This is a genomic window from Silvania sp. (assembly GCF_051656365.1).
Classification (GTDB): domain Bacteria; phylum Pseudomonadota; class Gammaproteobacteria; order Enterobacterales; family Enterobacteriaceae; genus Enterobacter; species Enterobacter hatchlandensis.
In genome coordinates, this window is sequence record NZ_JBOGBT010000040.1 from 16,659 (window position 1) to 38,167 (window position 21,509).

Below are 21,509 nucleotides of genomic sequence, written 5' to 3' on the forward strand. Positions count from 1 at the left end.
ACGCCAGACTTTCTCTCATCCCTTTTTCGTCGCGCTTTCATACAGTCATCTCAAACGGAGAACGCCATGCCCGCACTGTCAGCTGAACAGGTTACTCAACGCTATCGCCGACTGCGCCCGCGACTGCTGATCTGCATGGTGATTGGCTACGCCGCGTTTTACCTGACGCGCAAAAGCCTCAACTACGTACTGCCGGCTCTGCAGATGGATCTGGGGCTGAGTAAAAGCGACATCGGCCTGATCGGGTCGCTGTTTTACCTGAGCTACGGGCTGTCGAAATTTGCCGCCGGACTGTGGCACGACAGCCAGGGTCAGCGGGCTTTTATGGGCGTCGGCCTGATGGCAACCGGGGTGCTGAACGTGCTGTTCGCCTTCGGGGACTCCCTGCCGCTGCTGCTGTTTATCTGGACGCTGAACGGCTTCTTTCAGGGATGGGGATGGCCGCCCTGCGCCAGATTGCTGACCCACTGGTATTCGCGCAACGAGCGCGGCTTCTGGTGGGGATGCTGGAATACCTCTATCAACATTGGCGGGGCCATTATTCCGCTGATTTGTGCCTTTGCCGCCCAGCGTTGGGGCTGGCAGGCAGCGATGCTGACACCGGGGATCATCAGTATCGTGCTCGGCCTGTGGCTGACCACACAACTGCGGGGCACACCGCAGGAAGAGGGTCTGCCCACGGTCGGGGAGTGGCGCAACGATCCGCTGGAGTTGCGCCAGCAGCAGCAAAGCCCACGGATGGGGCTGTGGCAGATGTTACGCACCACCATGCTGCAAAACCCGATGATCTGGCTGCTCGGGGCGTCGTACGTGCTGGTGTATCTGATTCGTATCGCCCTCAACGACTGGGGCAACCTCTGGCTTTCAGAGAGCCACGGCGTCAATCTGCTGAGTGCCAATGCCACGGTGATGCTGTTTGAAGTGGGTGGTTTGCTGGGGGCGCTGTTTGCCGGATGGGGATCGGATCTGCTGTTCAGCGGCCAGCGTGCGCCAATGATTTTGCTGTTTACGCTGGGGCTGATGGTGTCGGTGGCCGCCCTGTGGCTGGCACCGGTTCATCACTACGCCCTGCTGGCAATGTGCTTTTTTACGGTGGGATTTTTTGTCTTTGGTCCGCAGATGCTGATCGGCCTTGCCGCCGTGGAGTACGGACACAAGCAGGCCGCAGGCTCGATTACCGGTTTTCTCGGCGTGTTTGCCTATCTGGGGGCGGCACTGGCCGGATGGCCGCTATCACTGGTTATTGAACGCTACGGCTGGTCGGGGATGTTCAGTTTGCTCTCGATTGCCGCCGTGCTGATGGGTTTGTTACTGATGCCGCTGCTGATGGCGGGCATCACCGCGTCTCGCAGTCACATAACGTCACAAAAGGCTGAATAATGAAAACAACACTTCTCTCTACCCTTATTGTCTCTGGGATCGCAATGGCGACTTTCTCTGGTGCCGCGCAGGCCAAAGGCCGTCTGGTGGTCTATTGCAGCGCCACCAATGAAATGTGTGAAGCCGAAACCAAAGCGTTTGGCGACAAGTACGACGTCAAAACCTCGTTTATTCGCAACGGCTCCGGCAGCACGCTGGCAAAAGTCGATGCTGAGAAGAAAAACCCGCAGGCTGACGTCTGGTACGGCGGCACCCTGGATCCCCAGTCTCAGGCCGGTGAAATGGGCCTGCTGCAGCCGTATAAATCCGCCAATCTGGCGCAGATCATGGAGAAATTCCGCGATCCGGCCAAAGTAAAAGGCAACCTCTCTTCTGCGGTGTATGTGGGCATTCTGGGCTTTGGCGTGAATACCCAGCGCCTGAAAGAGAAAAACCTGCCGATCCCGCAGTGCTGGAAAGATCTGACCAAGCCGGAATACAAAGGCGAGATCCAGATTGCCGATCCGCAAAGCTCCGGCACCGCCTACACTGCGCTGGCGACCTTCGTGCAGCTGTGGGGTGAAGATCAGGCCTTTGATTACCTGAAGCAGCTGAACAGCAACGTCTCTCAGTACACCAAATCCGGCATCGCCCCGGCGCGTAACGCCGCCCGCGGTGAAACCGCCATCGGCATCGGCTTCCTGCACGACTATTCGCTGGAAAAAGAGCAAGGCGCACCGCTGGAGCTGATTTCGCCGTGCGAAGGCACCGGATATGAAATCGGCGGCGTCAGCATTCTGAAAGGCGCACGTAACGAAGAAAACGCGAAGCTGTTCGTGGACTGGGTACTGTCGAAAGAGGCGCAGGAGCTGGCGTGGAAACAGGGCAAGTCCTACCAGATCCTGACCAACACCACTGCCGAAACCTCACCGAACTCGCTGAAGCTGGATGACCTGAAGCTGATCAGCTACGACATGGACAAATACGGCTCAACGGACGTGCGTAAAGCGCTGATTAACAAGTGGGTCAGCGACGTGAAGATGGGTAAATAACCCCCTTCTTACGACCCTTTGCCGGGGGCGGCCTGAACGCCGTACCCGGCCTACAACACCGGAAAACCTATGTCACAGACACTCGCTCTCCATCCCGTGAAAAAACGGGATGCGGTATTCCTTTGGGTTTTCGTTAGCTGGCTGGCTTTTGCCCTGCTGCCAAGCTGGAGCCTGGATTACGGCCTGCTGGAATCCACCCGCGACGAGATCCTCGACGCCTATAGCTGGTCGCACTTCAACATCAGCTGGCTGTGGTATCTGCTGCCGAGCCTGCTGCTGCTGCGTCCGTTTAACTCCGCCCGCCGCGAACAGCGCAGCCGTCACTATTTCGACGCTGGCTGGGCGCTGCTGTGCATGGCGTTTATCGTTATCAGTGCCACCGTCGAAGAACGCGGTTTAGGCTACGCCGCCATCGTACTGTTTGTGGCGCTGGGGGCGATTATGTCGCTGGCGCTCACCCGGCTGGAGTGGCTGGGCGGCGACCGCTTTGTGATCGGCTCGCTGATTGCCATCGTCGCGCTGATCGGCATCTTTATCGTCTGGCCGAGCATCGCCATCTTTATTCCGATGTTCACCAACGATGCGGGCGAGTTTGCGCCGCTGGCATTTATGAATGTGCTTTCGCAGTCGCACATCATTCAGGTGATCATCAACTCGATCCTGCTCTGCGTGGCGGTCGGGATCGGCTGTACCTTCTTTGGCCTGGTGTTGGCGATCTACACCACCCGCATTGCGAAACGCAGCGCCATTATTGGCCGCATCTTCTCGATCCTGCCGATCGTCACCCCACCGTTCGTTGTGGGTTTAGGCGTGACGCTGATGATGGGTCGCTCCGGCTACATCACTGAGCTGATGGTCGACTGGTTTGGGCTGACCAACACCAACTGGCTGTACGGGTTTACCGGCATCTGGCTGGCGCAGGTGCTGGCCTTCACCCCGATGGCATTCATGATCCTCGATGGGGCGATCAAAACCATTCACCCGTCGCTGGAAGAGGCCTCGTACACCCTGCGCGCCAGCCGCTGGCAGACCTTTAACGGCGTGTTTGTCCCGCTGCTGAAACCGGCGCTGGCAAACGCCTTCCTGATCGTCATCGTCCAGTCGCTGGCCGACTTCAGTAACCCGCTGGTGCTGGGGGGTAACTTCGACGTGCTGGCGACGCAGATCTACTTCTACATCACCGGCTCCCAGCTGGACTACCAGGCGGCGAGCACCCTCGGCGCATTCCTGCTGCTGTTCTCGCTGCTGGTGTTCTGCATTCAGTACATGTGGATCGGCAAACGCTCGTACGTGACCGTCTCGGGTAAATCGTATCGTGGCGACGTTCAGCCACTGCCGGTGACCCTGGTGTGGAGCGTGGTCGCCCTGCTGACGGTGTGGATCGCCTTTAACGCCCTGCTCTACGGCAGCATTTTCTACGGCAGCTTTACCGTCAACTGGGGGGTGGATTACACCCTGACGCTGGATAACTTTATCAAGCTGTTCGGCCAGGGCATGAGCGACGGTGCGTGGCCTTCCCTGCTCGACACCCTGCTGTACGCCGGGATCGCCGCCCCGATCACCGCCGGTTTTGGCCTGCTGATCGCCTGGGTGGTGGTGCGCCAGCAGTTCCGTGGCAAAAAGACCATCGAGTTCACCACCATGCTGTGCTTCGCGGTACCGGGCACCGTGGCGGGCGTGTCGTACATCCTCGCCTTTAACAGCGCCCCGGTGTACCTGACCGGCACGGCAGCGATTGTGATTATTTCGATGGTGATGCGTAACGTGCCGGTGGGGATTCGCGCCGGGATTGCGGGCTTAGGGCAGATTGATAAGTCGCTGGACGAGGCCTCGCTCAGCCTGCGCGCCGGAAGCTTACGCACCATTACGCACATCCTGCTGCCGCTGCTGCGTCCGGCTATTTTGTCGGCGTTGATCTACAGCTTTGTACGCGCCATTACCACCGTCAGCGCCATTGTGTTCCTCGTCACGCCGGATACCCGCGTGGCCACGGCCTACATTCTGAACCGTGTGGAAGACGGCGAATACGGCGTAGCGATTGCCTACGGCTCGATCCTGATTGTGGTCATGCTGGCGATCATTTTCCTCTTTGACTGGCTGATCGGTGAGGCTCGTACCTCCCGTTCAAAAGCCAAAAACCAGGCGTAACACTATGACTCAGAAACATTTCGTTGAACTGCGCAACGTGACCAAGCGCTTTGGCAATAATACGGTCATCGACAACATCAACCTCGCCATCCCACAGGGGCAGATGGTGACCCTGCTCGGCCCGTCCGGTTGCGGCAAAACCACGGTGCTGCGCCTGGTGGCGGGGCTCGAAAAACCGACCGAAGGGCAGATCCTGATCGACGGCGAGGACGTGACCCACCGCTCCATTCAGCAGCGTGATATCTGCATGGTGTTCCAGTCTTACGCCCTGTTCCCGCACATGTCGCTGGGCGAGAACGTCGGCTACGGCCTGAAGATGCTCGGCATATCCCGCGCAGAGACCAAAGCCCGGGTGAAGGAAGCGCTGGCAATGGTGGATCTGGAGGGCTTTGAAGACCGCTTTGTCGACCAGATCTCCGGCGGCCAGCAGCAGCGCGTGGCGCTGGCCCGCGCGCTGATCCTCAAACCGAAAGTGCTGCTGTTTGATGAGCCGCTGAGTAACCTCGACGCCAACCTTAGGCGCAGCATGCGCGATAAAATCCGCGAGCTGCAAAAGCAGTTCAACATCACCTCGCTGTACGTGACCCACGATCAGAGCGAGGCCTTTGCGGTCTCCGACACGGTGCTGGTGATGAACAAAGGCAACATCATGCAGATTGGCTCTCCGCAGGATCTGTATCGCCAGCCGGCATCGCGCTTTATGGCGAGCTTTATGGGCGATGCCAACCTGTTCCCGGCGCGCTTTAGCAGTGAGTTTGTGGAGATCCACGGCTATCGTCTGCCGCGCCCGCTGCACTTTGAAAGCCAGGGTACCGGCTCGGTGGGCGTGCGCCCGGAAGCGATCACCCTGAGTGAACGTGGTGAAGAGAGCCAGCGCTGCGTGATCCGCCACGTCGCCTATATGGGGCCGCAGTACGAAGTGATTGTGGACTGGCACGGACAGGAGATTTTGCTGCAGGTGAATGCCACGCGGCTGCAGCCCGACGTGGGGGAAAATTATTACCTGGAGATCCACCCGTACGGGATGTTTGTGTTGGCGGAAGTGGCCTGATTTGTGCCGGGTGGCGCTACGCTTGCCGGGCCTACAAATTGAACGAAACATAGGCCGGTTAAGGCGCAGCCGCCACACGGCAAAACCCTCCACCTTAATTTCCTGTTTTGCGAGGCCGCTTCCGGGAATGCCCCTTGTTGCAGAAGGGATATCACAGTATCGTTTTGCCACGCCTGCAAAATCAGGCGTCGGGATTAGCCTCCTGGACTTCATACTGGCGACATGTGTTTAATATGTCGTGCGTACAGTTACACCTCAATGGTGGGTCGGACGGGGCATCGTAAGATGCGCCGGTGTCCAGTATGGCCGGTAAGGCTAACTCCGTTCGGCACCACCACCCGCGAGATTAGCCTCTCCGGTGGTGGTTTAAACACTACATACTGTAGGATGCCTTTATGGCGACAATCCTAACCCACACCCATTCGTTATTAACCCTGCCCTTCAATCACAGCACCGCCTTTACTGAGCTGGCGGACAACTGCGAGCACTTTATGGATGCGCTACTGGAGTGCGATGCGCCCGCCGAAAAAATCACCCTTTATGGACGGCTTGCGGCCTGCCTGGCGATTCTGCAACCCACGCTGCTCGAACCCGTCCCGGAGGCGTTAAAAGAAAGCCTGACGGTAGAGCATTTCCCGACCCGTCTTCCTGTATTTGAGCCCGAGGCAGATCAGCTGGGGCGCTATTGCCAGGTACTGACCCAGCAGTTGATCAGCGGCTCGCTCACCCCGGATGATGAAAGAGTGATACAAGATCTACTCGGCGAACTGGTCAGCTTCTACGCCGATACGCTCAAGATGCCGCGCTGGCTCAGAATCGATGAGGGGGTTATTGAACTTCTCGCGTAAGTAGAGGTGCGGTGATGGATGCCCGGCGGCGTTGCGTTTGCCGGGCCTACGACCCCCACCAGTTTCACTTAAAGACTTTTAATTTTAAGTACTTTTCTGTAAAACACGCTTCCTCTCTCCAGCCACAACCAGTACGATTAACAGACAAAGCCAACAGCAATTAGAGGGATACTGAATGCCAGTTGAGGAAAGTATAAAACCCACATCAGGAACACCCATTGTACCCGGTGGAGTCAGACAACTAACGATAGGTGAAATTGCATTAGCCAGGACTTTGTTTGGTGGAAGTCTGATCTATAGCCGCATTTGGGTACATCGTGAAGGTTATTTACCATTCAACCTGCAACCTGTAGATGTTGCAATGACTCCCGACGGCGAATTATGGTTTAGAGAAGGAACCTATTCACCGGATTTTTCTTTAGAAAGAGATCTACAGAAGAAACATAGATTTATGCATGAAATGGTTCATGCATGGCAAGCACAAAAGGGAATGTTTGTCAGAACCAGAGGGTTATTCTCTCGCTTTGCTGATTATAGTTACAGCTTAGATAAAGCTGATTTCCTCCATTATGGGCTAGAACAACAAGCATCAATTGCCAGCGATTATTGGCTACTTCTTACATATGGGTTTAATAGTGATACGTCATACTTAACAGAATATAGAGATTATCATCCGAATGTATCCACTCATGAACTCATTAGAAAATACAAATCAGTTTTGAAAGGATTCCCAGGTTGAAGAAATTACTCATAGTATCTTTCATTCTTATCCTTACCGGTTGCCCTGGTGGAGGAAAACCAGCATCTATACATCGTAGTGTGTTTATGCAAGGAAATATCATCTGCTTTACTATAAACAAGAATGATATCTTAGAACGTTATAGTATTTACTATTGGCCTAATAAAAAATACACAGTTTTAAAAGCAAGTGATAACGTCGCATTATCATATCCTGACACATGCGTGAACATTAAATTGCTAAAAGGATATAACTATAATATTGCGTATAGTTTAAATGGAATCAGTTATTCTGATTCGTTCTTTATAGACAACGATGGAAACCGCTAATTATGTCACTGCCAGCTTATTTGTTTTTGTATGATGAAAATGGAATGCAAATTCCAGGAGACTGCATGGCTTTAGGCCGTGAGGGTGCAATAGAAGTTATGAATAGTAGTTACGGTGTAAGGCAGCCCGTAGACAGCAATACAGGAAGCATGACAGGCTGTAGACAACATAGCCCTGTCGTCATTCATAAGCAACTTGATAAAACCAGCCCTTTCTTTGCTATCGCGGTGTGTGAGCAAAAGAGATTTCAAAAAGCGGTTCTTAAATATTATGAAATCGTAGAAGCAGGAATAGAGGTGGAGATTTATAATATAAAGCTAGATGGCGTTGTAGTTTCTTCTGTGGATTTTACTCATGTTTATTACCCTGGTAGTTCTACCCCAAACATGCACGAAGTAGTGGGTCTTAGATTTCGAGGTATTGAATGGAATTATGTAAGAGGAAATATTAAATATGATGACGCGTGGATGAAGCCAGCAAAACAGAATGAGACGCAAAAATAAAGTAAATGGGGGTAATCGTAGAGCCAGTCAGTTGCTTAAATGACTGGCATTACAACTTTGGTTGCCGTTTTCGTATTTGCTACCTCTCCCCAGTGAAGAGAGGGAGTCTTCCGAGCAATGAATTTTTAGCGGAAGCCCCCCAACCGAAACCGTTCGTGTGGCACTATCCTCAGCGCTGGGCCGTAATCTCGGCAATGTCCTTCGGCGTGGTGCGACAGCACCCGCCAATCAGCTTCGCGCCCGCCGCCAGCCACTGCGGCAAATACCCCGCTAATGTCTCGCACGCTTCGCCGTGGTGATGCCAGGTTTTGGTCACCGCATCGTAGTGCTCACCGGAGTTCGGATACACCACCAGCGGCAGAGTGGTCAGGCCGTGCAGGTGCGCCAGCGCCGCGGTGGTGTTTTCCAGCGCGATACAGTTGATGCCCAGCGCCACAATTTGCGGATAATCGGCCAGCGCGGCCACCACCTCACGCAGCGGCGTGCCATCGCTGAGATGCTCGCTGTCGCGCAGGGTTAACGAGAACCACGCCCGGGCGCGGGGATACGCCGTCAGCAGTTCCGCCAGGGCTTTGATCTCTGTAAACGACGGCAGGGTTTCGCAGGCCAGCAGGTCGGCGCCCGCATCCAGCAGCGCTTCGACGCGCGGACGATGAAACGCGCTAAACGCTTCGGCGCTGCGCACGTAATCACCCCGGTATTCCGACCCGTCGGCAAGATAAGCACCGTACGGACCCACCGAGCCCGCCACCAGCAGCGCGCCCGCCTGTGGGTTTTCGGCCAGATACGCCTCGCGCGCTTTACGCGCCAGCTCGACGCTTTTACCAATTAGCGCCCGGGACTGGGCTTCGTCCAGCCCACGAGCGGCAAAGCCGTCCGGCGTGGCCTGATAGCTGGCGGTGATCGCCACCTGCGCCCCGGCGCGGAAGTAGTCCAGATGTACGGCGCGGATCAGCTCCGGGTTCTCCATCAGCACTTTTGCGGACCACAGGCTGTCGGCGAGATTGCAGCCGCGCGCTTCCAGTTCCGTCGCCATCGCCCCGTCCAGCACCACAAACGGCTGGCTGTCGAGGAGGGCGGTAAGCGGATTATTCTGCGACATGTTCAGGCTCCTGCGTTTTCAAATTTTGGGTGAGGTAGTACGCACCATAGCACAGGGCGACAAACGGCAAGCCGCAGTAGAGGGCGATACGCTGGGTCGGATCGAAGGCCAGGCCAATGCAGGCCACCAGGCACAGGACAAAGCCCAGCACCGGCACCAGTGGATACCACGGCGCGCGGTAGTGCAGCGCCTCCAGCGGCTGGCCGGATTGCAGATGACGACGGCGGAACACAAAATGCGATGCGCAGATGCTGATCCACACCGCTACCACCGCAAAGCCCGAAATCGCCGACAGGGCCACAAACACCGTGTCCGGGGCGATGACGCTGGAGAACAGCGCCAGCACGCCGCCGAGCATTGAAACCGAAAGTGCCGTCAGCGGCACGCCGTTTTTGTTGACCTTCGCAAAGCAGCGCGGCAGCGTTTTCTCGTTCGACAGCGACCACAGCATCCGCCCGGAGGCGTACAGCCCGGAGTTAGCGGCCGAAAGAATCGCCGTCAGAATCACAAAGTTAACGATATCCGCCGCATACGGAATGCCGACTTTTTCAAACACCAGCACGAACGGGCTTTTTTCGACGCCCGCCTGCTGCATCGGGATCAGCGCCGCCAGCACAAAAACGGTGCCAATAAAGAAGATAATCAGGCGGGCGATAGTGGTGCGGATCGCCACCGGAATGACCTTGCGCGGATTTTCGGTTTCACCGGCGGCAATACCGATAAGCTCGGTGCCCGAGAAGGCAAAGTTGACTGCCACCATGGTCATCAGGATCGGCAGGCCGCCGTGCGGGAACCAGCCTTCAGCGGTGATATTGCTAAGACCCGGTGCCGGGGAGCCGTCCTGCATCGGGATAAAGCCAAAGATCGCCGCCCCGCCGAGGATAATAAAGGCGATGATGGTAATGACCTTAACCAGCGAGAACCAGAACTCCCCTTCGGCAAAGAAGCGGGTCGAAATCACGTTGAGGACGAAAATGGCCGCGCAGAACACCACGCACCAGGCCCAGACCGGCACCTGCGGGAACCAGTACTGCATGCAGAATCCGGCGGCGGTAAAGCTCGACCCCAGCGCCACGGTCCAGGTGAGCCAGTAGAGCCACGCCACGGTATAGCCGGTCGCCGGCCCCAGATAGCGGGTAGCATAGACATGAAAGGCCCCGGTTTCCGGCATTGCGACCGAGAGTTCACCGAGACACTGCATCACCAGCCACACCACCAGCGCGCCAATCAGGTAGGCCAGCAGCGTACCTGCCGCCCCGGTGGTGGAAATGATGTAACCCGTATTAAAAAATAACCCTGTGCCAATGACGCCACCCAGCGACAGCATAATCAGGTGACGCGTTTTCATGGTGCGCTGCAGCTGCCCATTCTCGTTATGTTGTGTTTGCATATTACCTTCTAAACGTATGGACATCTAAACATCCAAAGAAGGTATTTATACCGTGAATGATCCTGAATTACTAGCCATGCACCAGCCGCAGGCGAGCGCGACGGGCGCTCAGTCGGGGATGGGCGTTAAGGATCACGAATAATATGGGTCGCCATGCCATCACACACCTCCTTAGAGAAGATGGGTAAAGCATGCACCGTTTCGCTGACATCTTCGGTCAGTCGAAAGTTGTATCTGTGTTCTACCCGCTAAACTGGCGGCAGGCGTCGCGCTGGTCAGCCCGCTGATTGACGAGATTTAACGTCGCTGCGCCAGTCGCCAGCTGGCAACGGTGAACAGCGCGATGATCCACGCCATCGTCCACGGCGTGCCGTCGCTCATCGTTGCCAGCAGCAGCGAAGAGATGATTCCGCTGCCGTATTGCAGAGAACCAATCAGCGCCGAGGCGGCGCCCGCGTGGCCCGGCACCGCATCCAGCGCGGCGGCGGTTGACGTGGCGGCGAGAATACCGTTCATCGAGAAGAAGACAAAAATCAGCGCCACCATCGCCACAATTCCCCCAAGACTGAACCAGACGCAGATCGCCATCACCACGGCGGCCAGGGCCGCCACGGCAGACGCATACCTGAGCAGGGTTTCCAGCGCGTAGTGAGTCACCAGCCGACGATTCACCACGCTCATACCCATCAGCCCGACAATGTTCAGCGCAAACAGCCAGCCGTAGTGCGCCGGGTCGACGCCGAAGTAGCGGATATAGACAAACGGCGAGCCGGTGATAAAAGCATACGCCGCCACGTAGTAGCAGGTCAGGCTAAGGGTGAACTGCATGAACTTACGGTTACGCAGCAGCGCAACATAGTTCCTGAACGCGCCCACTACCGACGCTTTGACCCGTTTCTCTTTGGCCAGGGTTTCCGGCAGCCACCACAGGGAGATAAACATCAGCCCGCCAATCACCGCCAGCAGCCAGAAGATGCTGTGCCAGGTGCTGAATCTGATCAGCTGCCCGCCGATCAGCGGCCCGGCAATGGGAGCAATCGCCATCACGATCACCAGCGTCGACAGCATTTGCGCGGCGCGGGTGCGGCTGAACAGATCGCGGATCATCGCCCGCGCCAGCATCGGCCCGGTGCAGGCTCCCAGCGCCTGGAACACCCGCCAGAAGACGATATGAGTAATATCGGTCGCCAGCGCACAGCCTGCGGACCCGACAATAAACAGCGCCATCCCGATAAACAGCGGAATACGCCGCCCGAGCTGGTCGCTGATCGGCCCCCAGACTAGCTGCGCAATGGCAAAACCGACCAGGAAGCCGGTGATGGTCAGCTCGACATTGCCATGCAGCTCGGCCGCCATCATCGGCATGGCGGGGAGATAGATATCGGTGGATAACGAGGTGAACGCCATTAAGGCGCTCAGGATCAGCACAAACGGCAGACCCGTGGTGCTGGTTTTGGCAGGGGGGGCAATCATAACAATCCGCTTCAGATTAACTGGACGCTAACGATACATGAATTGATGTCATCAATAATCGGGACAAAACGGGATGGGGTTATGAGTGGGGGTCATGAGTGTGGTTTATTGCCGGGCAACAGACCGCACCCACGTCAGCAACGCAATGATAAATCATGTAAATCGTTCTATAGTTAAAGCGATTATTTAATTAAGGACGGACGCATGCGCTTTAACGGACTGACCAAAGGCTTTTTCATCCTCATTCTCTTTCTTGTTACCTGGGCGTTTTTTGATGTGCTGGCGCCCTACTTCTCGGCCATTCTGTGGGCCACGGTGCTGACGGTCATTTTTTATCCGGTTAAAAATCGGCTGCGTATTGCGATGGGCGATCGCAACGGGCTGGCGTCGTTGCTGAGTATCGGGCTTATCTGCCTGATTGTGTTTATTCCGCTGATGGTGATCCTCTCGTCATTGGCCGTTGAAATTAATGTGGTTTATACCCGCCTGCAGCAAAGCGATACCCAATTCTCCGGGGTGGTAGCAGACCTGTTTACCTGGCTGCCTGACTGGTTACGGTCCCTGCTGGTGGAGCACAACCTCGACTCTGCCACTCAGATCCAAAAGAAACTGTCTGACGCCGCGCTACAGGGCGGGCAGTACCTTGCCGGCAGCGCATTCCTGATCGGCAAAGGCACTTTCGGATTTGCCATTAGCTTCGGCATCATGCTCTACCTGCTGTTCTTCCTGCTGAAGGACGGCCCGTGGCTGGTGCGCCAAATTCTCGATACCCTGCCCTTGTCCAACTATGTGAAACATCATCTGTTCGCCAAGTTCGCCGCCGTCGCGCGCGCCACGGTCAAAGGCACCGCCGTGGTCGCGGTAGTGCAAGGGGCGCTGGGCGGGATTGCGTTCTGGTTTGTCGGGATTAACGGCAGCATTCTTTGGGGCGCGCTGATGGCGTTCTTATCCCTGATCCCGGCGGTCGGGTCGGCCATTATCTGGGTACCGGCGGCCATTTACCTGTTCGCCACCCAGCAGCTGTGGCAGGGCCTGTTTATCGTCGGCTTCTTTGTGATTGTGGTCGGGCTGGTGGATAACATCCTGCGCCCGCTGCTGGTGGGCAAAGACACCAAAATGCCGGACTACCTGATCCTGATCTCCACTCTCGGCGGGATGGAGATTTACGGCATCAACGGCTTTGTGATTGGTCCGCTGATTGCGGCGCTGTTTATTGCCTGCTGGAACCTGCTCTCGGGTCGCGATCACCCCGGTAATGCCGAAGAGATTGACGAAGCGATTATTGAGGAAGGAAAAAATTCGCCTGATGTATAAGTTAACGATATTCTGCTGAAAATTAAAAATCGCCTTGTTTAGAGGGAATTAACCGTGCGCATCGCCACCATCACTAACTGGGCTTACGGCGCCACCGTCTGTCTGACCATTGCCTCCGGCGTGGCCATGTTAATGGCCTCTAACGCTGAAAGCGTTGAACGGCAGGCGGTTGAACAGCGCTACGTCTTTGACCAGTTGACCGAAGAGGTGGAGGTCGATGCCTGGGCGCTCTCTGACCTGGCGCGGCTGTACGTCATCAAGCAGGATCCCGCCGTCCTGCAGTCGCACCGCCAGAAAGCCGCGTCGATGGCCAAGGTTGAACATCGGCTGCAAAAGCTAAAAGACGTGGGCGCCAGCGACGAAGAGCTGGCGCTGCTACAAATAGGCCTGCAGGGTGCCGATGCCCTGCAGGATGAGCAACAGACCGCTATCGCCCACAGTGCGCGTGGAGAGCAGGCGCAGGCTATCGCCCTGATTTATGGCGATCTGTACGAGAACGAGCTGGAGCAGGTGCAGAGCCAGCTCGACCATTTCCGCCAGATGCTGGACCGGCGTGCTCAGGGGGCAATTCAGGATGCGGTAGAAAAATCCCACGCGCTCAGAACCCTCTCTGAAGTGATGGTCGGCCTGACCGCACTGATGTTTTTATTTGTCCTCGGTTTTATTCTCAAACGCCGGGTGCTGCACCCGGTGGTACGCCTGAGCGATGTGGTTAACCGGCTGGCATCGCAGGATTATGCGGTCGAAACGCCGGACTACCGCCAGATCGACGAGATCGGCGATATGGCCCATGCGATCCGCATCTTTCGCGAGAACGGCCTGGTGCGCCAGCAGCTGGAGAAAGAGCGCGATGCCCATTGGGAGACTCGCGCCCTGCTGGCGCGCATGACCCAGCGGCTGCAGGGCTGCGAATCTTTCGAGGATGTGCTGAACGTTGCCCAACTCTTTGCGCCGAACATTGCGCCGGGCGTCGCCGGACGACTCTATATTCTCGACCGGGATCCGTGGCAGATGCGCTGCGCCGCCGAGTGGCTTAACCCCCAGGGCGAGCCCGACCCGTTCCATCCGGATCAGTGCTGGGCGGTTCGCCGCGGCCAAAGCCATCCACCGGTAAACGGCGAGCCGGATATCACCTGCTATCACCTGCCGGATGCCTGCGCCAATCAGACGCTGTGCGTGCCGCTGATCGCCCAGGGCGAAGCAATCGGCCTGCTCTCTTTCCAGAACATCACCCCGGAAATGGCCCCTTCCCGCGCCTATCTGGAGCTGATGGCCGAAGCGCTGGGACTGGCGCTGGCGAACCAGCGCCTGCGCGACGCCCTGCTGGCGAAAGCCCTGTTCGATCCGCTCACCGGCCTGCGCAACCGCCACCATCTGGAAGACGCCCTGCATACCCAGATGAGCCAGGCGATGCGCAGCGGCAACCCGATGAGCTGTCTGATGATCGATATCGATCACTTCAAGCGGATTAACGACCGGCTGGGTCACGATGCGGGCGATCAGGTGCTGAAAAGCGTGGCGGCCATTATTCAACGCTGCGTAAGCGATAAGGGGATGGCGTTTCGCTACGGCGGCGAGGAGTTTCTGGCCCTGCTGCCCGACATGGATGAAGCCGCCGCTTTTGCCTGCGCCACCGCGATCCACACGGCGGTACGCAGCCTGACGCTGCACTATGAGCTAACGGAGATCGGCCCGGTGGATGTGTCGATTGGTATTGCCAGCTACCCGCAGCACGCCCAAAGCGACAACCTGCTGCGCGCCGCCGATGTGGCACTGTACCGGGCCAAAGAGCTGGGCCGCTCGCGGATTGTCAGCTTTGGGATGTTGGAGGCGGGGTAATCACTCGCCCGTGCCTGCCATCTGACATAACCAGATGCTATGCCCGCCGCAGGCCGGATCCTCAAACACCACGTCAATAACGTTGAAGCCATTATCTGCCAGCAGTTGCCGGTACTCTTCTGGCGCCAGGCTAGCGTGATACAGCGGCTCACCTTCAAACTCCCCCATTGCAACGCCATTGTGGGTGCCACTGGTAAACATCAGCACGCTACCGGGATGCGTATGTCGGGCGAATATCGGCAGCATCCGCCGCTGATCGTCCGGGGTCAGATGGAAAAAGCTGTCCCAGGCAATCAGTCCGTCGAAGGTTTCTTTTAACGCTAGCTGGCGCATATCTGCCTGCAGCCAACGCTGCTGCGGAAAATGCATCCGGGCACGTTCCAGCATCGCCGCAGCACCATCCACCCCGGTCAGCTGATAGCCCTGCTGAATGAGGTATTCCGCCATTGGACGGCCGTTACCGCAGCCGATATCCAGCACCGTGCCGCTGCTGCCGATAAGTCCGATGAATTTATCCAGCCAGGATTTTTCCATCAAATTACGAGAGCGCAGGCGCGCAAAGGCCTCAGCGTGGTTGTGATAAATGTTGAGGATGTTTTTGGCGGCGGGGTGGGTCATTTCGGATCGGGCTCACGCGTTTTAGGGGATACTTCTGAAAACAAAACGCCTGATACCTTTCATCAGACGTTTTATAAGCTATTACCTTTTACAGGTGCAAGTCAGTTCATCGCCACCAAAAGAGACAATGCCTGGGGACTTTTTTGTACAAGGCGGATCAGCAAAGCTGCCTGACGATTCGGTTTAGCCAGGCCTTGCTCCCAGTTCTGATAAGTCTTTGTTGCTGTTTGCAAATATCGCGCAAATAACGCCTGGGATAAGTTCAGTTCGCGACGAATCCCCTTGATCTCATCAGGTGTTAAATCTGATTCATTACGGAGCGTTACGGGGTGCGATCGAAGCGTCCGCTTACCTTCCTTGTGCTCCTGTAAGGCATCCATACCTTCCATTAATTCTGCAAAAATATCTCTGCTCATCATTCCCCCTTGATACGCTCTAAAGCGTGTCTCAAAGTCTGGCGCTGCTCTTTTGTTAAATCACTTGCCTGGTCTTTGCTTACCCTTTCCTCTGCGCTCATCGACAAACCGAATTTTTCTTAATCCGCCGGAGTCTCTAATAACATCTCCGGCAGTCGGGTTTGCGAGTAGCACGTTCTGAAATTCTCGGTAAGCCCCATCGGAAAGGTACTCGGCGCGATATCGTTCAAATGCGGGTAATTCAATAAAAATCGCTTCCATTGCGTCACCTCATCCTGTTCCCAGCTAATTATATACCCAAGTTGGGTATATTTGTACACAGATGCATAGACTGGGATGAATGATCTCCCTCCTTCCCTGGCATAAGGGTCTGAGCATAATTTTGGTTGGCAGGCCCAGATTTCACTCAGCCTGTCCCCTCAGGTATCATTGCCCTCCCACATTCCTTACTCATGCCGTTGCTGCCTTATGCGCCTTACTCACTTCTGTTATTTTCTGCTGATCCTTGCCGCCGCAGGCAGCGCTTTCCTGCCCTACCCTTTTGTCAGTTGGTGCCTGCTCGCCAGCGTGCTGACGCTGCTCATCTACGGGGCCGACAAAATGGCGGCCCGCAAAGCCTGGCGCAGAGTCCCGGAATCCACGCTGTTGGTTTTTGGCCTGCTGGGCGGGTGGCCCGGGGCGATAATCGGCCAGCAGCTGTTTCGCCATAAAACCCAAAAACAGCCGTTTAAGACCCGGTTTATGCTCAGCGTGATACTCAATGTCGTGATACTGCTGGCAGCCTGGCGATACGGCGTTTACTGAAGCGGGGAGTTGTCTTTCAGTGCTGACGTTCTATGATGGAATCACTGAACCGGAGGCTAAATGACTGAACCCCTTAATGATAATGAACTGACAGACATTTCCCAACGCCTGCAGGCACTCGCGCAGACCGGGCTAACCTACGCCAGAGATGTCTATGACCGGGAGCGGTACGAGAGCCTGATGCTTATCGCCGAGCGACTGTTATCTGCCCGCTTTGACCTGTCAGAAGATATGCTCAAAACCCTGCATAAAAACGAGACCGGCTACACCACCCCCAAAACCGACGTGCGCGCCATCATTCTTCAGGAAGGTAAGCTCCTGCTGGTTCGTGAGAGCGATGACGGGGGATGGAGCCTGCCCGGTGGCTGGGCCGATGTCGGTGACAGCCCGTCCGTGGCGATTATCCGCGAGGTACAGGAAGAAACGGGGCTTGAGGTTAACGTCAGCAGACTGCTTGGAGTCTGGGACCGGAATCTGCACGGGCATCCCCCTTATCCCTGGCATGTCTATAAGATGATTTTTTTGTGTGAGGTGACGGGCGGCGAGCTCGCCATCAGCCACGAATCGCTGGAAATCGGTTATTTCGATCCTGACTACCTGCCCGAACTGTCCCTGACCCGGATTATGCCCGAGGAGATCCACGCCAGTATCCGTACCGCACGCGAAGGCGGCCCAACATATTGTGACTAAACGCATTCCCGAGGAAATGTCGCCAGCCGCATTTGTCAGGGTGCGGCCATCTTCACACAATCTTCTTCAGCTCGATCTCTTCCTGGATCCGCTCGCTGTACGCCTGATGGGTGCGGATCGCTTCGTCGACGCCCGCGTTGTAGATAGCAATCCCCAGCGTTTCGATCACGTAGTCGGTGAAGAACTCCGCATCGAACTGCTCCAGTTCTAAATCAAAGTGCTCTTCGCAGTAGGACACCAGCTTGCTTCTGATTGCCTCCCGCTCGTTTACATCCAGTTTGATATCCGCCATCACGCATCCTTAGTTGATTGTCATCAGCGCGGTATTGCCAGGTACATTTTAATCAGCATTGTTCCCGGCATGCCACAGGCAATTCCAGCGACCACAGGCATTATCGCAGACGAGCTGATTAACATAGCGGCGGGAGAAGGCATCCAGTTCAATCGGCGGCGAGTAGAAGTAACCCTGGCACACCGTCACGTCATGATCCTGCAGCCATTGTTTATGCGCTTCATTCTCAATGCCTTCAGCAATAATGGGGCGCGATGTTTTATGGCATTCAGTGATGATGGCTTCTGCTTCAGGGAAATTACTGTCGTTCATCAGGCTGTAATCCAACTTAATCACATCGGCACAAAACTCTGCCTCTCTGGCGAAGAAGTCCTGCAGGCTTTTAATATCATCCCTGGCGACGACAACCCCCAGGCGCTGTAGCCGGTTGATATTCGCCAGCCCCTGCTCGGTTAACTCTATTGTTGTTTCAGTGACTTCGATAATGATTTTGCCCACCGGATAATTCAGGCGCGAAATGATCGCACTGATTTCTGTCACGATTGCGGCATTGTTAAGCTCAACGGGAGAGAAATTAAAACTCATGTAAAACGTGGGACGCAGGTGCAGGTTATTGTCCAGCGCATACTGCAAGCCACGTTCAAGGACAAAGACCCCCACCTTACAGATATCGCCATTTTGCTCCATCAGTTCGATAAACTGATTGGGAAACAGCGTCTTCCCGCTCACCCGGCCACGCACCAGCGCTTCTGCACCTACACAATGAGTGTGATGAACGTCCATAAACGGCTGCAGGAGGATATAGAGCACTTCCTCCGCGGCATTTTCACTGACTTTCTTCAACAATGTTTTTACGTCATCCGGGACTGTTATCATTTATTTTACCTGCAGGGTTTTAAACGCCGTCTCTTATTTGAAAAAGGAAAATAAGAAAATCAGGGATCACTAATTAAGGAGGCGTGCCCATTACCACGTTTTTTCCGGAGCGTTTGGCTGCATAAAGGAGGTCATCGGCCCGTTTTAAAATATCACTCATGCCGTCGCCCTCTTTCCATGCGGCCATCCCGCCACTGAATGACACATTTAATTCCATTTCGCGCCAGTTCCGCTGATGCACGGTATCCCGCCACGTTTCCATTAACTCGTAGTAACTGTCATAGTCGACGCCCGGGAATATCACGACCAGCTCTTCGCCGCCAAACCGGTAGAGTTTATAATCCGGCTCCATGATGGCCTTCCCGGTCTTACTGGTATACTTCAGCACCCTATCCCCGACGCTGTGCCCGAAGGTATCATTAATACTTTTAAAATTATCGAGATCGATGATAGCGAAATAGAAGGGCGTATTATTATTGATAAGCGCCTCCATTTCCTCATCCAGCTTGCGGCGGGTGCCAATACCTGTCAGCGGGTCTTCGCAAGAGATACGCTTAACTTCATTCAGCTCTTCATGGCTGTGTTTCAGCTCATCACGGCTATTTTTAATACTGTAATAGATTCGTTCGAGGCTGCTCTGGCCGTCCTCGCACGCAATCCCGTTCACGCTTATATACAGACGATTGATAATTTCTCGAATATAGATACGGCACAGGCAGATTGCGATGGCATAAATCACCAGGCTCACGAGTATGACCCAGCCCAGCATATTTTGTGCTTTCGTAGCAAACATGGCGTGGCTGGCTTTATCGACAACTGTAAATGCCACCCAATCCGGATTATTGTAGATGCGGTAAAAAACAAAACTTTCCGTTTGAGGATCGTAAAAATTCCCTTGCTGCTCAATAGCACGTTCTATCCAGGAGGTGGGTACTTTTTTATTAAACAGATCCCTGGCCACCTGGCTCATCACGATATCGCCCTCTCGCGATACCACCAGGAAGCGTCCATTATTAGGGACAACTACATCCTGTAAGATTGTTGACATGGACTCCAGATTTAAATCAAAGGCAATATTGCCAAATTTATGCAGATCGTCATCATACAGATTCATGCTTACCGTAATGATGGTCTTGGTTTTATTATCAGAGTTCCACTGGGTCTGATAGGCGGTGGAATATTCAATGTCAGTTTTATACAGCGCGTCTTTATACCACTCACGCTCATGAAGAATGAAATCCGTCAGATCCATTTCAGGGTAAACTTTCACATTGCCGTTGGCATCAGCAAGCAGGGCATTATCAAAGAATTTGAATGAATTCACCATCGACGCGACGGTGGCATTCAGAAAACTCACCTGGGGCGCAATATAATCGTCCAGATCTTTCGGCGTAATACGGCTGGCAACAATCTCGAAAATAAGGCCTATCTCTTCCAGCGGCCTGCTGACGCTTTCGAGTGCGGTATTATGAGTAAAACGCATTAAGTTATTGTTAAACGCGGTCTCTGCGTCGTGACGAATATATTGATATGACCAAATCGACACCAATAAGAATGGGAAGATCATGATCAGGAAAAACACCACCATTATGCCCTGGGTTTTAAATTTATTTTTTACAAGCGCTTCCATGTAACAACGTCTCCCCTCTCTTCTTTCTCTTCCTGGCGTGCCAGGCGGTGCTATCCAAAAGAGTCAGGCGACCATGAGGGGGCATTTCTTAAATTGTTTGAGAATCTTTACAAAACCGGATCCGGCGCCAGGTGATGCTTGCGATACTGCAACGGGGTCTGCCCGATCAGCTTTTTAAAACAAGTAATAAAGTAGGTCATCTCGCTAAAACCGACCTTTTCCGCAATCGCCTGAATGCTTAACGGCGTCATCCGTAATAAATCACAGCTTTTCTTGATGCGGCGGGTGAGCAGGTATTCGTGGATGCTGCCACCGGTTTGCTGACGAAAGATACGTGATGTATAGCTGCGCGACAGGCCAATCGCGCTGGCCAGCTCATCGAGGGAAAACTTCTCCTGATAATGACTTTCGACCCACTGCATGATCTGCGCCGCCACGGTGTGCTGCTGCGAAAGCGCTGCCTGCGGCTGGTCAGGAAGAAAGGCCATAATCTGCATCACCAGAAACGCCACTTCGCGGGCGTCTGTCTGGCTGCCCTCCCGTTCACAAAACTGATCGAGGATGCAGGCCATCACCTCCGCGCGTTCGCTGAGATCGTAAACCTGGGCGGGAACGTTACTGGCGGCCAGCGCCGCAAACTGCGCCTGCTGGCGCGGAAAATCCCGCAGAGCGGCCGTCACCGACGATTGCTCGATATGCATGGTGGTCCGGTAGTACTGATTACGTGCACTGGCATCGACATGCACTTTATGCAGCCGGAAAGGAGGAAAGATAAACAGCCGTCCGGGACGGGCGGTGTAGTGGCGATTATCGACCACCACTATGCCATAGCCCTCTGAAACATAAAGAAATTCAACGCACTGGTGCCAGTGGTAATACAGGGCACTGGAGCCTCGGGGGCGGTATAGCGCGATAACGTCATCATTCAGCGCAATGCGCTCCATCTGCTGTCGTGGATGCATGTTTCCCTCAGGGCAATAGATTTAAGTTTTTACGCCATCATTTATAAAATATTGCCCTCTACGGGATTTTATCC

General features: G+C 55.1%; 22 protein-coding genes. 12 read left to right on the plus strand and 10 right to left on the minus strand.

What is annotated here, in order from left to right:
* The first annotated feature begins 66 nt into the window (after window positions 1-66).
* The 8 genes from uhpC to ACRDD5_RS08415 all read left to right on the plus strand — a co-directional run bounded on the left by uhpC (window position 67) and on the right by ACRDD5_RS08415 (window position 8,029).
* A complete protein-coding gene (gene uhpC, locus ACRDD5_RS08380) occupies window positions 67-1,380 on the plus strand; it encodes an MFS transporter family glucose-6-phosphate receptor UhpC (RefSeq protein WP_438676458.1) in 1,314 nt (437 codons plus the stop codon).
* Window positions 1,380-2,411, plus strand: a complete 1,032-nt coding sequence (locus ACRDD5_RS08385; protein WP_271280836.1) for an ABC transporter substrate-binding protein — start codon at window positions 1,380-1,382, stop codon at window positions 2,409-2,411. Before uhpC ends, ACRDD5_RS08385 begins: the two co-directional genes overlap by 1 nt.
* A gap of 69 nt (window positions 2,412-2,480) precedes the next feature.
* On the plus strand, window positions 2,481-4,559 hold the full coding sequence (locus ACRDD5_RS08390) for an ABC transporter permease (RefSeq protein WP_438676459.1): 2,079 nt from the start codon (window positions 2,481-2,483) through the stop codon (window positions 4,557-4,559).
* Window positions 4,560-4,563: 4 nt separating this feature from the next.
* On the plus strand, window positions 4,564-5,610 hold the full coding sequence (gene fbpC / locus ACRDD5_RS08395; protein ID WP_438676460.1) for a ferric ABC transporter ATP-binding protein: 1,047 nt from the start codon (window positions 4,564-4,566) through the stop codon (window positions 5,608-5,610).
* A gap of 395 nt (window positions 5,611-6,005) precedes the next feature.
* Window positions 6,006-6,458, plus strand: a complete 453-nt coding sequence (locus tag ACRDD5_RS08400) for a hypothetical protein (protein WP_438676461.1) — start codon at window positions 6,006-6,008, stop codon at window positions 6,456-6,458.
* A 175-nt stretch (window positions 6,459-6,633) separates the two neighbouring features.
* Entirely contained in the window at window positions 6,634-7,197 is a 564-nt protein-coding gene (locus tag ACRDD5_RS08405) for a type IV secretion protein Rhs (RefSeq protein WP_438676462.1), read from the plus strand.
* The gene (locus ACRDD5_RS08410) at window positions 7,194-7,526 is read left to right on the plus strand and encodes a putative T6SS immunity periplasmic lipoprotein (protein WP_438676463.1); all 333 of its coding nucleotides are present in this window, start codon (window positions 7,194-7,196) and stop codon (window positions 7,524-7,526) included. The genes ACRDD5_RS08405 and ACRDD5_RS08410 overlap by 4 nt, the downstream gene beginning before the upstream one ends.
* A gap of 2 nt (window positions 7,527-7,528) precedes the next feature.
* A complete protein-coding gene (locus ACRDD5_RS08415) occupies window positions 7,529-8,029 on the plus strand; it encodes an Hcp family type VI secretion system effector (RefSeq protein ID WP_438676464.1) in 501 nt (166 codons plus the stop codon).
* 169 nt (window positions 8,030-8,198) lie between these two features.
* Here the strand turns inward: ACRDD5_RS08415 and mmuM are convergent, their stop codons facing one another.
* From mmuM to ACRDD5_RS08430, 3 genes are all read right to left on the minus strand, one after another.
* On the minus strand, window positions 8,199-9,131 hold the full coding sequence (gene mmuM / locus ACRDD5_RS08420; protein ID WP_438676465.1) for a homocysteine S-methyltransferase: 933 nt from the start codon (window positions 9,129-9,131) through the stop codon (window positions 8,199-8,201).
* Window positions 9,118-10,521 carry an S-methylmethionine permease gene (gene mmuP / locus ACRDD5_RS08425; RefSeq protein ID WP_271280832.1) on the minus strand — a complete coding sequence of 468 codons (1,404 nt, stop codon included), beginning with the start codon at window positions 10,519-10,521 and terminating at the stop codon, window positions 9,118-9,120. The genes mmuM and mmuP overlap by 14 nt, the downstream gene beginning before the upstream one ends.
* Before the next feature lie 297 nt (window positions 10,522-10,818).
* The gene (locus ACRDD5_RS08430) at window positions 10,819-11,994 is read right to left on the minus strand and encodes a multidrug effflux MFS transporter (protein WP_438676466.1); all 1,176 of its coding nucleotides are present in this window, start codon (window positions 11,992-11,994) and stop codon (window positions 10,819-10,821) included.
* Between the two features lie 204 nt (window positions 11,995-12,198).
* On the opposite strand from ACRDD5_RS08430, the gene ACRDD5_RS08435 reads away from it, so the two are divergent.
* Both ACRDD5_RS08435 and ACRDD5_RS08440 read left to right on the plus strand, forming a co-directional pair.
* Entirely contained in the window at window positions 12,199-13,308 is a 1,110-nt protein-coding gene (locus tag ACRDD5_RS08435) for an AI-2E family transporter (RefSeq protein WP_271280830.1), read from the plus strand.
* 54 nt (window positions 13,309-13,362) lie between these two features.
* Window positions 13,363-15,147: a diguanylate cyclase gene (locus tag ACRDD5_RS08440; protein WP_438676467.1), complete on the plus strand. Its 1,785-nt coding sequence runs from the start codon at window positions 13,363-13,365 to the stop codon at window positions 15,145-15,147.
* On the opposite strand, the gene ACRDD5_RS08445 is transcribed toward ACRDD5_RS08440, so the two are convergent.
* The 3 genes from ACRDD5_RS08445 to ACRDD5_RS08455 all read right to left on the minus strand — a co-directional run bounded on the left by ACRDD5_RS08445 (window position 15,148) and on the right by ACRDD5_RS08455 (window position 16,442).
* The gene (locus ACRDD5_RS08445; protein ID WP_438676468.1) at window positions 15,148-15,765 is read right to left on the minus strand and encodes a class I SAM-dependent DNA methyltransferase; all 618 of its coding nucleotides are present in this window, start codon (window positions 15,763-15,765) and stop codon (window positions 15,148-15,150) included. It abuts the gene before it with no gap.
* Between the two features lie 101 nt (window positions 15,766-15,866).
* Window positions 15,867-16,181, minus strand: a complete 315-nt coding sequence (locus tag ACRDD5_RS08450; RefSeq protein ID WP_438676469.1) for a helix-turn-helix domain-containing protein — start codon at window positions 16,179-16,181, stop codon at window positions 15,867-15,869.
* A 60-nt stretch (window positions 16,182-16,241) separates the two neighbouring features.
* Entirely contained in the window at window positions 16,242-16,442 is a 201-nt protein-coding gene (locus tag ACRDD5_RS08455; protein ID WP_438676470.1) for an addiction module toxin RelE, read from the minus strand.
* A 207-nt stretch (window positions 16,443-16,649) separates the two neighbouring features.
* Between ACRDD5_RS08455 and ACRDD5_RS08460 the strand changes: the two genes are divergently transcribed.
* Together ACRDD5_RS08460 and ACRDD5_RS08465 are read left to right on the plus strand one after the other, a co-directional pair.
* Window positions 16,650-16,985 (plus strand): DUF1294 domain-containing protein, encoded by a 336-nt coding sequence (locus ACRDD5_RS08460; protein ID WP_438676471.1) that lies wholly within the window; start codon window positions 16,650-16,652, stop codon window positions 16,983-16,985.
* A 60-nt stretch (window positions 16,986-17,045) separates the two neighbouring features.
* The gene (locus ACRDD5_RS08465) at window positions 17,046-17,675 is read left to right on the plus strand and encodes an NUDIX hydrolase (protein ID WP_438676472.1); all 630 of its coding nucleotides are present in this window, start codon (window positions 17,046-17,048) and stop codon (window positions 17,673-17,675) included.
* Window positions 17,676-17,727: 52 nt separating this feature from the next.
* Here the strand turns inward: ACRDD5_RS08465 and ACRDD5_RS08470 are convergent, their stop codons facing one another.
* The 4 genes from ACRDD5_RS08470 to ACRDD5_RS08485 all read right to left on the minus strand — a co-directional run bounded on the left by ACRDD5_RS08470 (window position 17,728) and on the right by ACRDD5_RS08485 (window position 21,435).
* Entirely contained in the window at window positions 17,728-17,967 is a 240-nt protein-coding gene (locus ACRDD5_RS08470; protein WP_271280825.1) for a DUF2164 domain-containing protein, read from the minus strand.
* A 48-nt stretch (window positions 17,968-18,015) separates the two neighbouring features.
* Entirely contained in the window at window positions 18,016-18,843 is an 828-nt protein-coding gene (locus ACRDD5_RS08475) for an EAL domain-containing protein (protein WP_438676473.1), read from the minus strand.
* 73 nt (window positions 18,844-18,916) lie between these two features.
* A complete protein-coding gene (locus ACRDD5_RS08480; protein WP_438676474.1) occupies window positions 18,917-20,473 on the minus strand; it encodes a sensor domain-containing diguanylate cyclase in 1,557 nt (518 codons plus the stop codon).
* Window positions 20,474-20,580: 107 nt separating this feature from the next.
* Window positions 20,581-21,435 (minus strand): helix-turn-helix domain-containing protein, encoded by an 855-nt coding sequence (locus tag ACRDD5_RS08485; RefSeq protein ID WP_271280822.1) that lies wholly within the window; start codon window positions 21,433-21,435, stop codon window positions 20,581-20,583.
* Window positions 21,436-21,509: the final 74 nt, after the last annotated feature.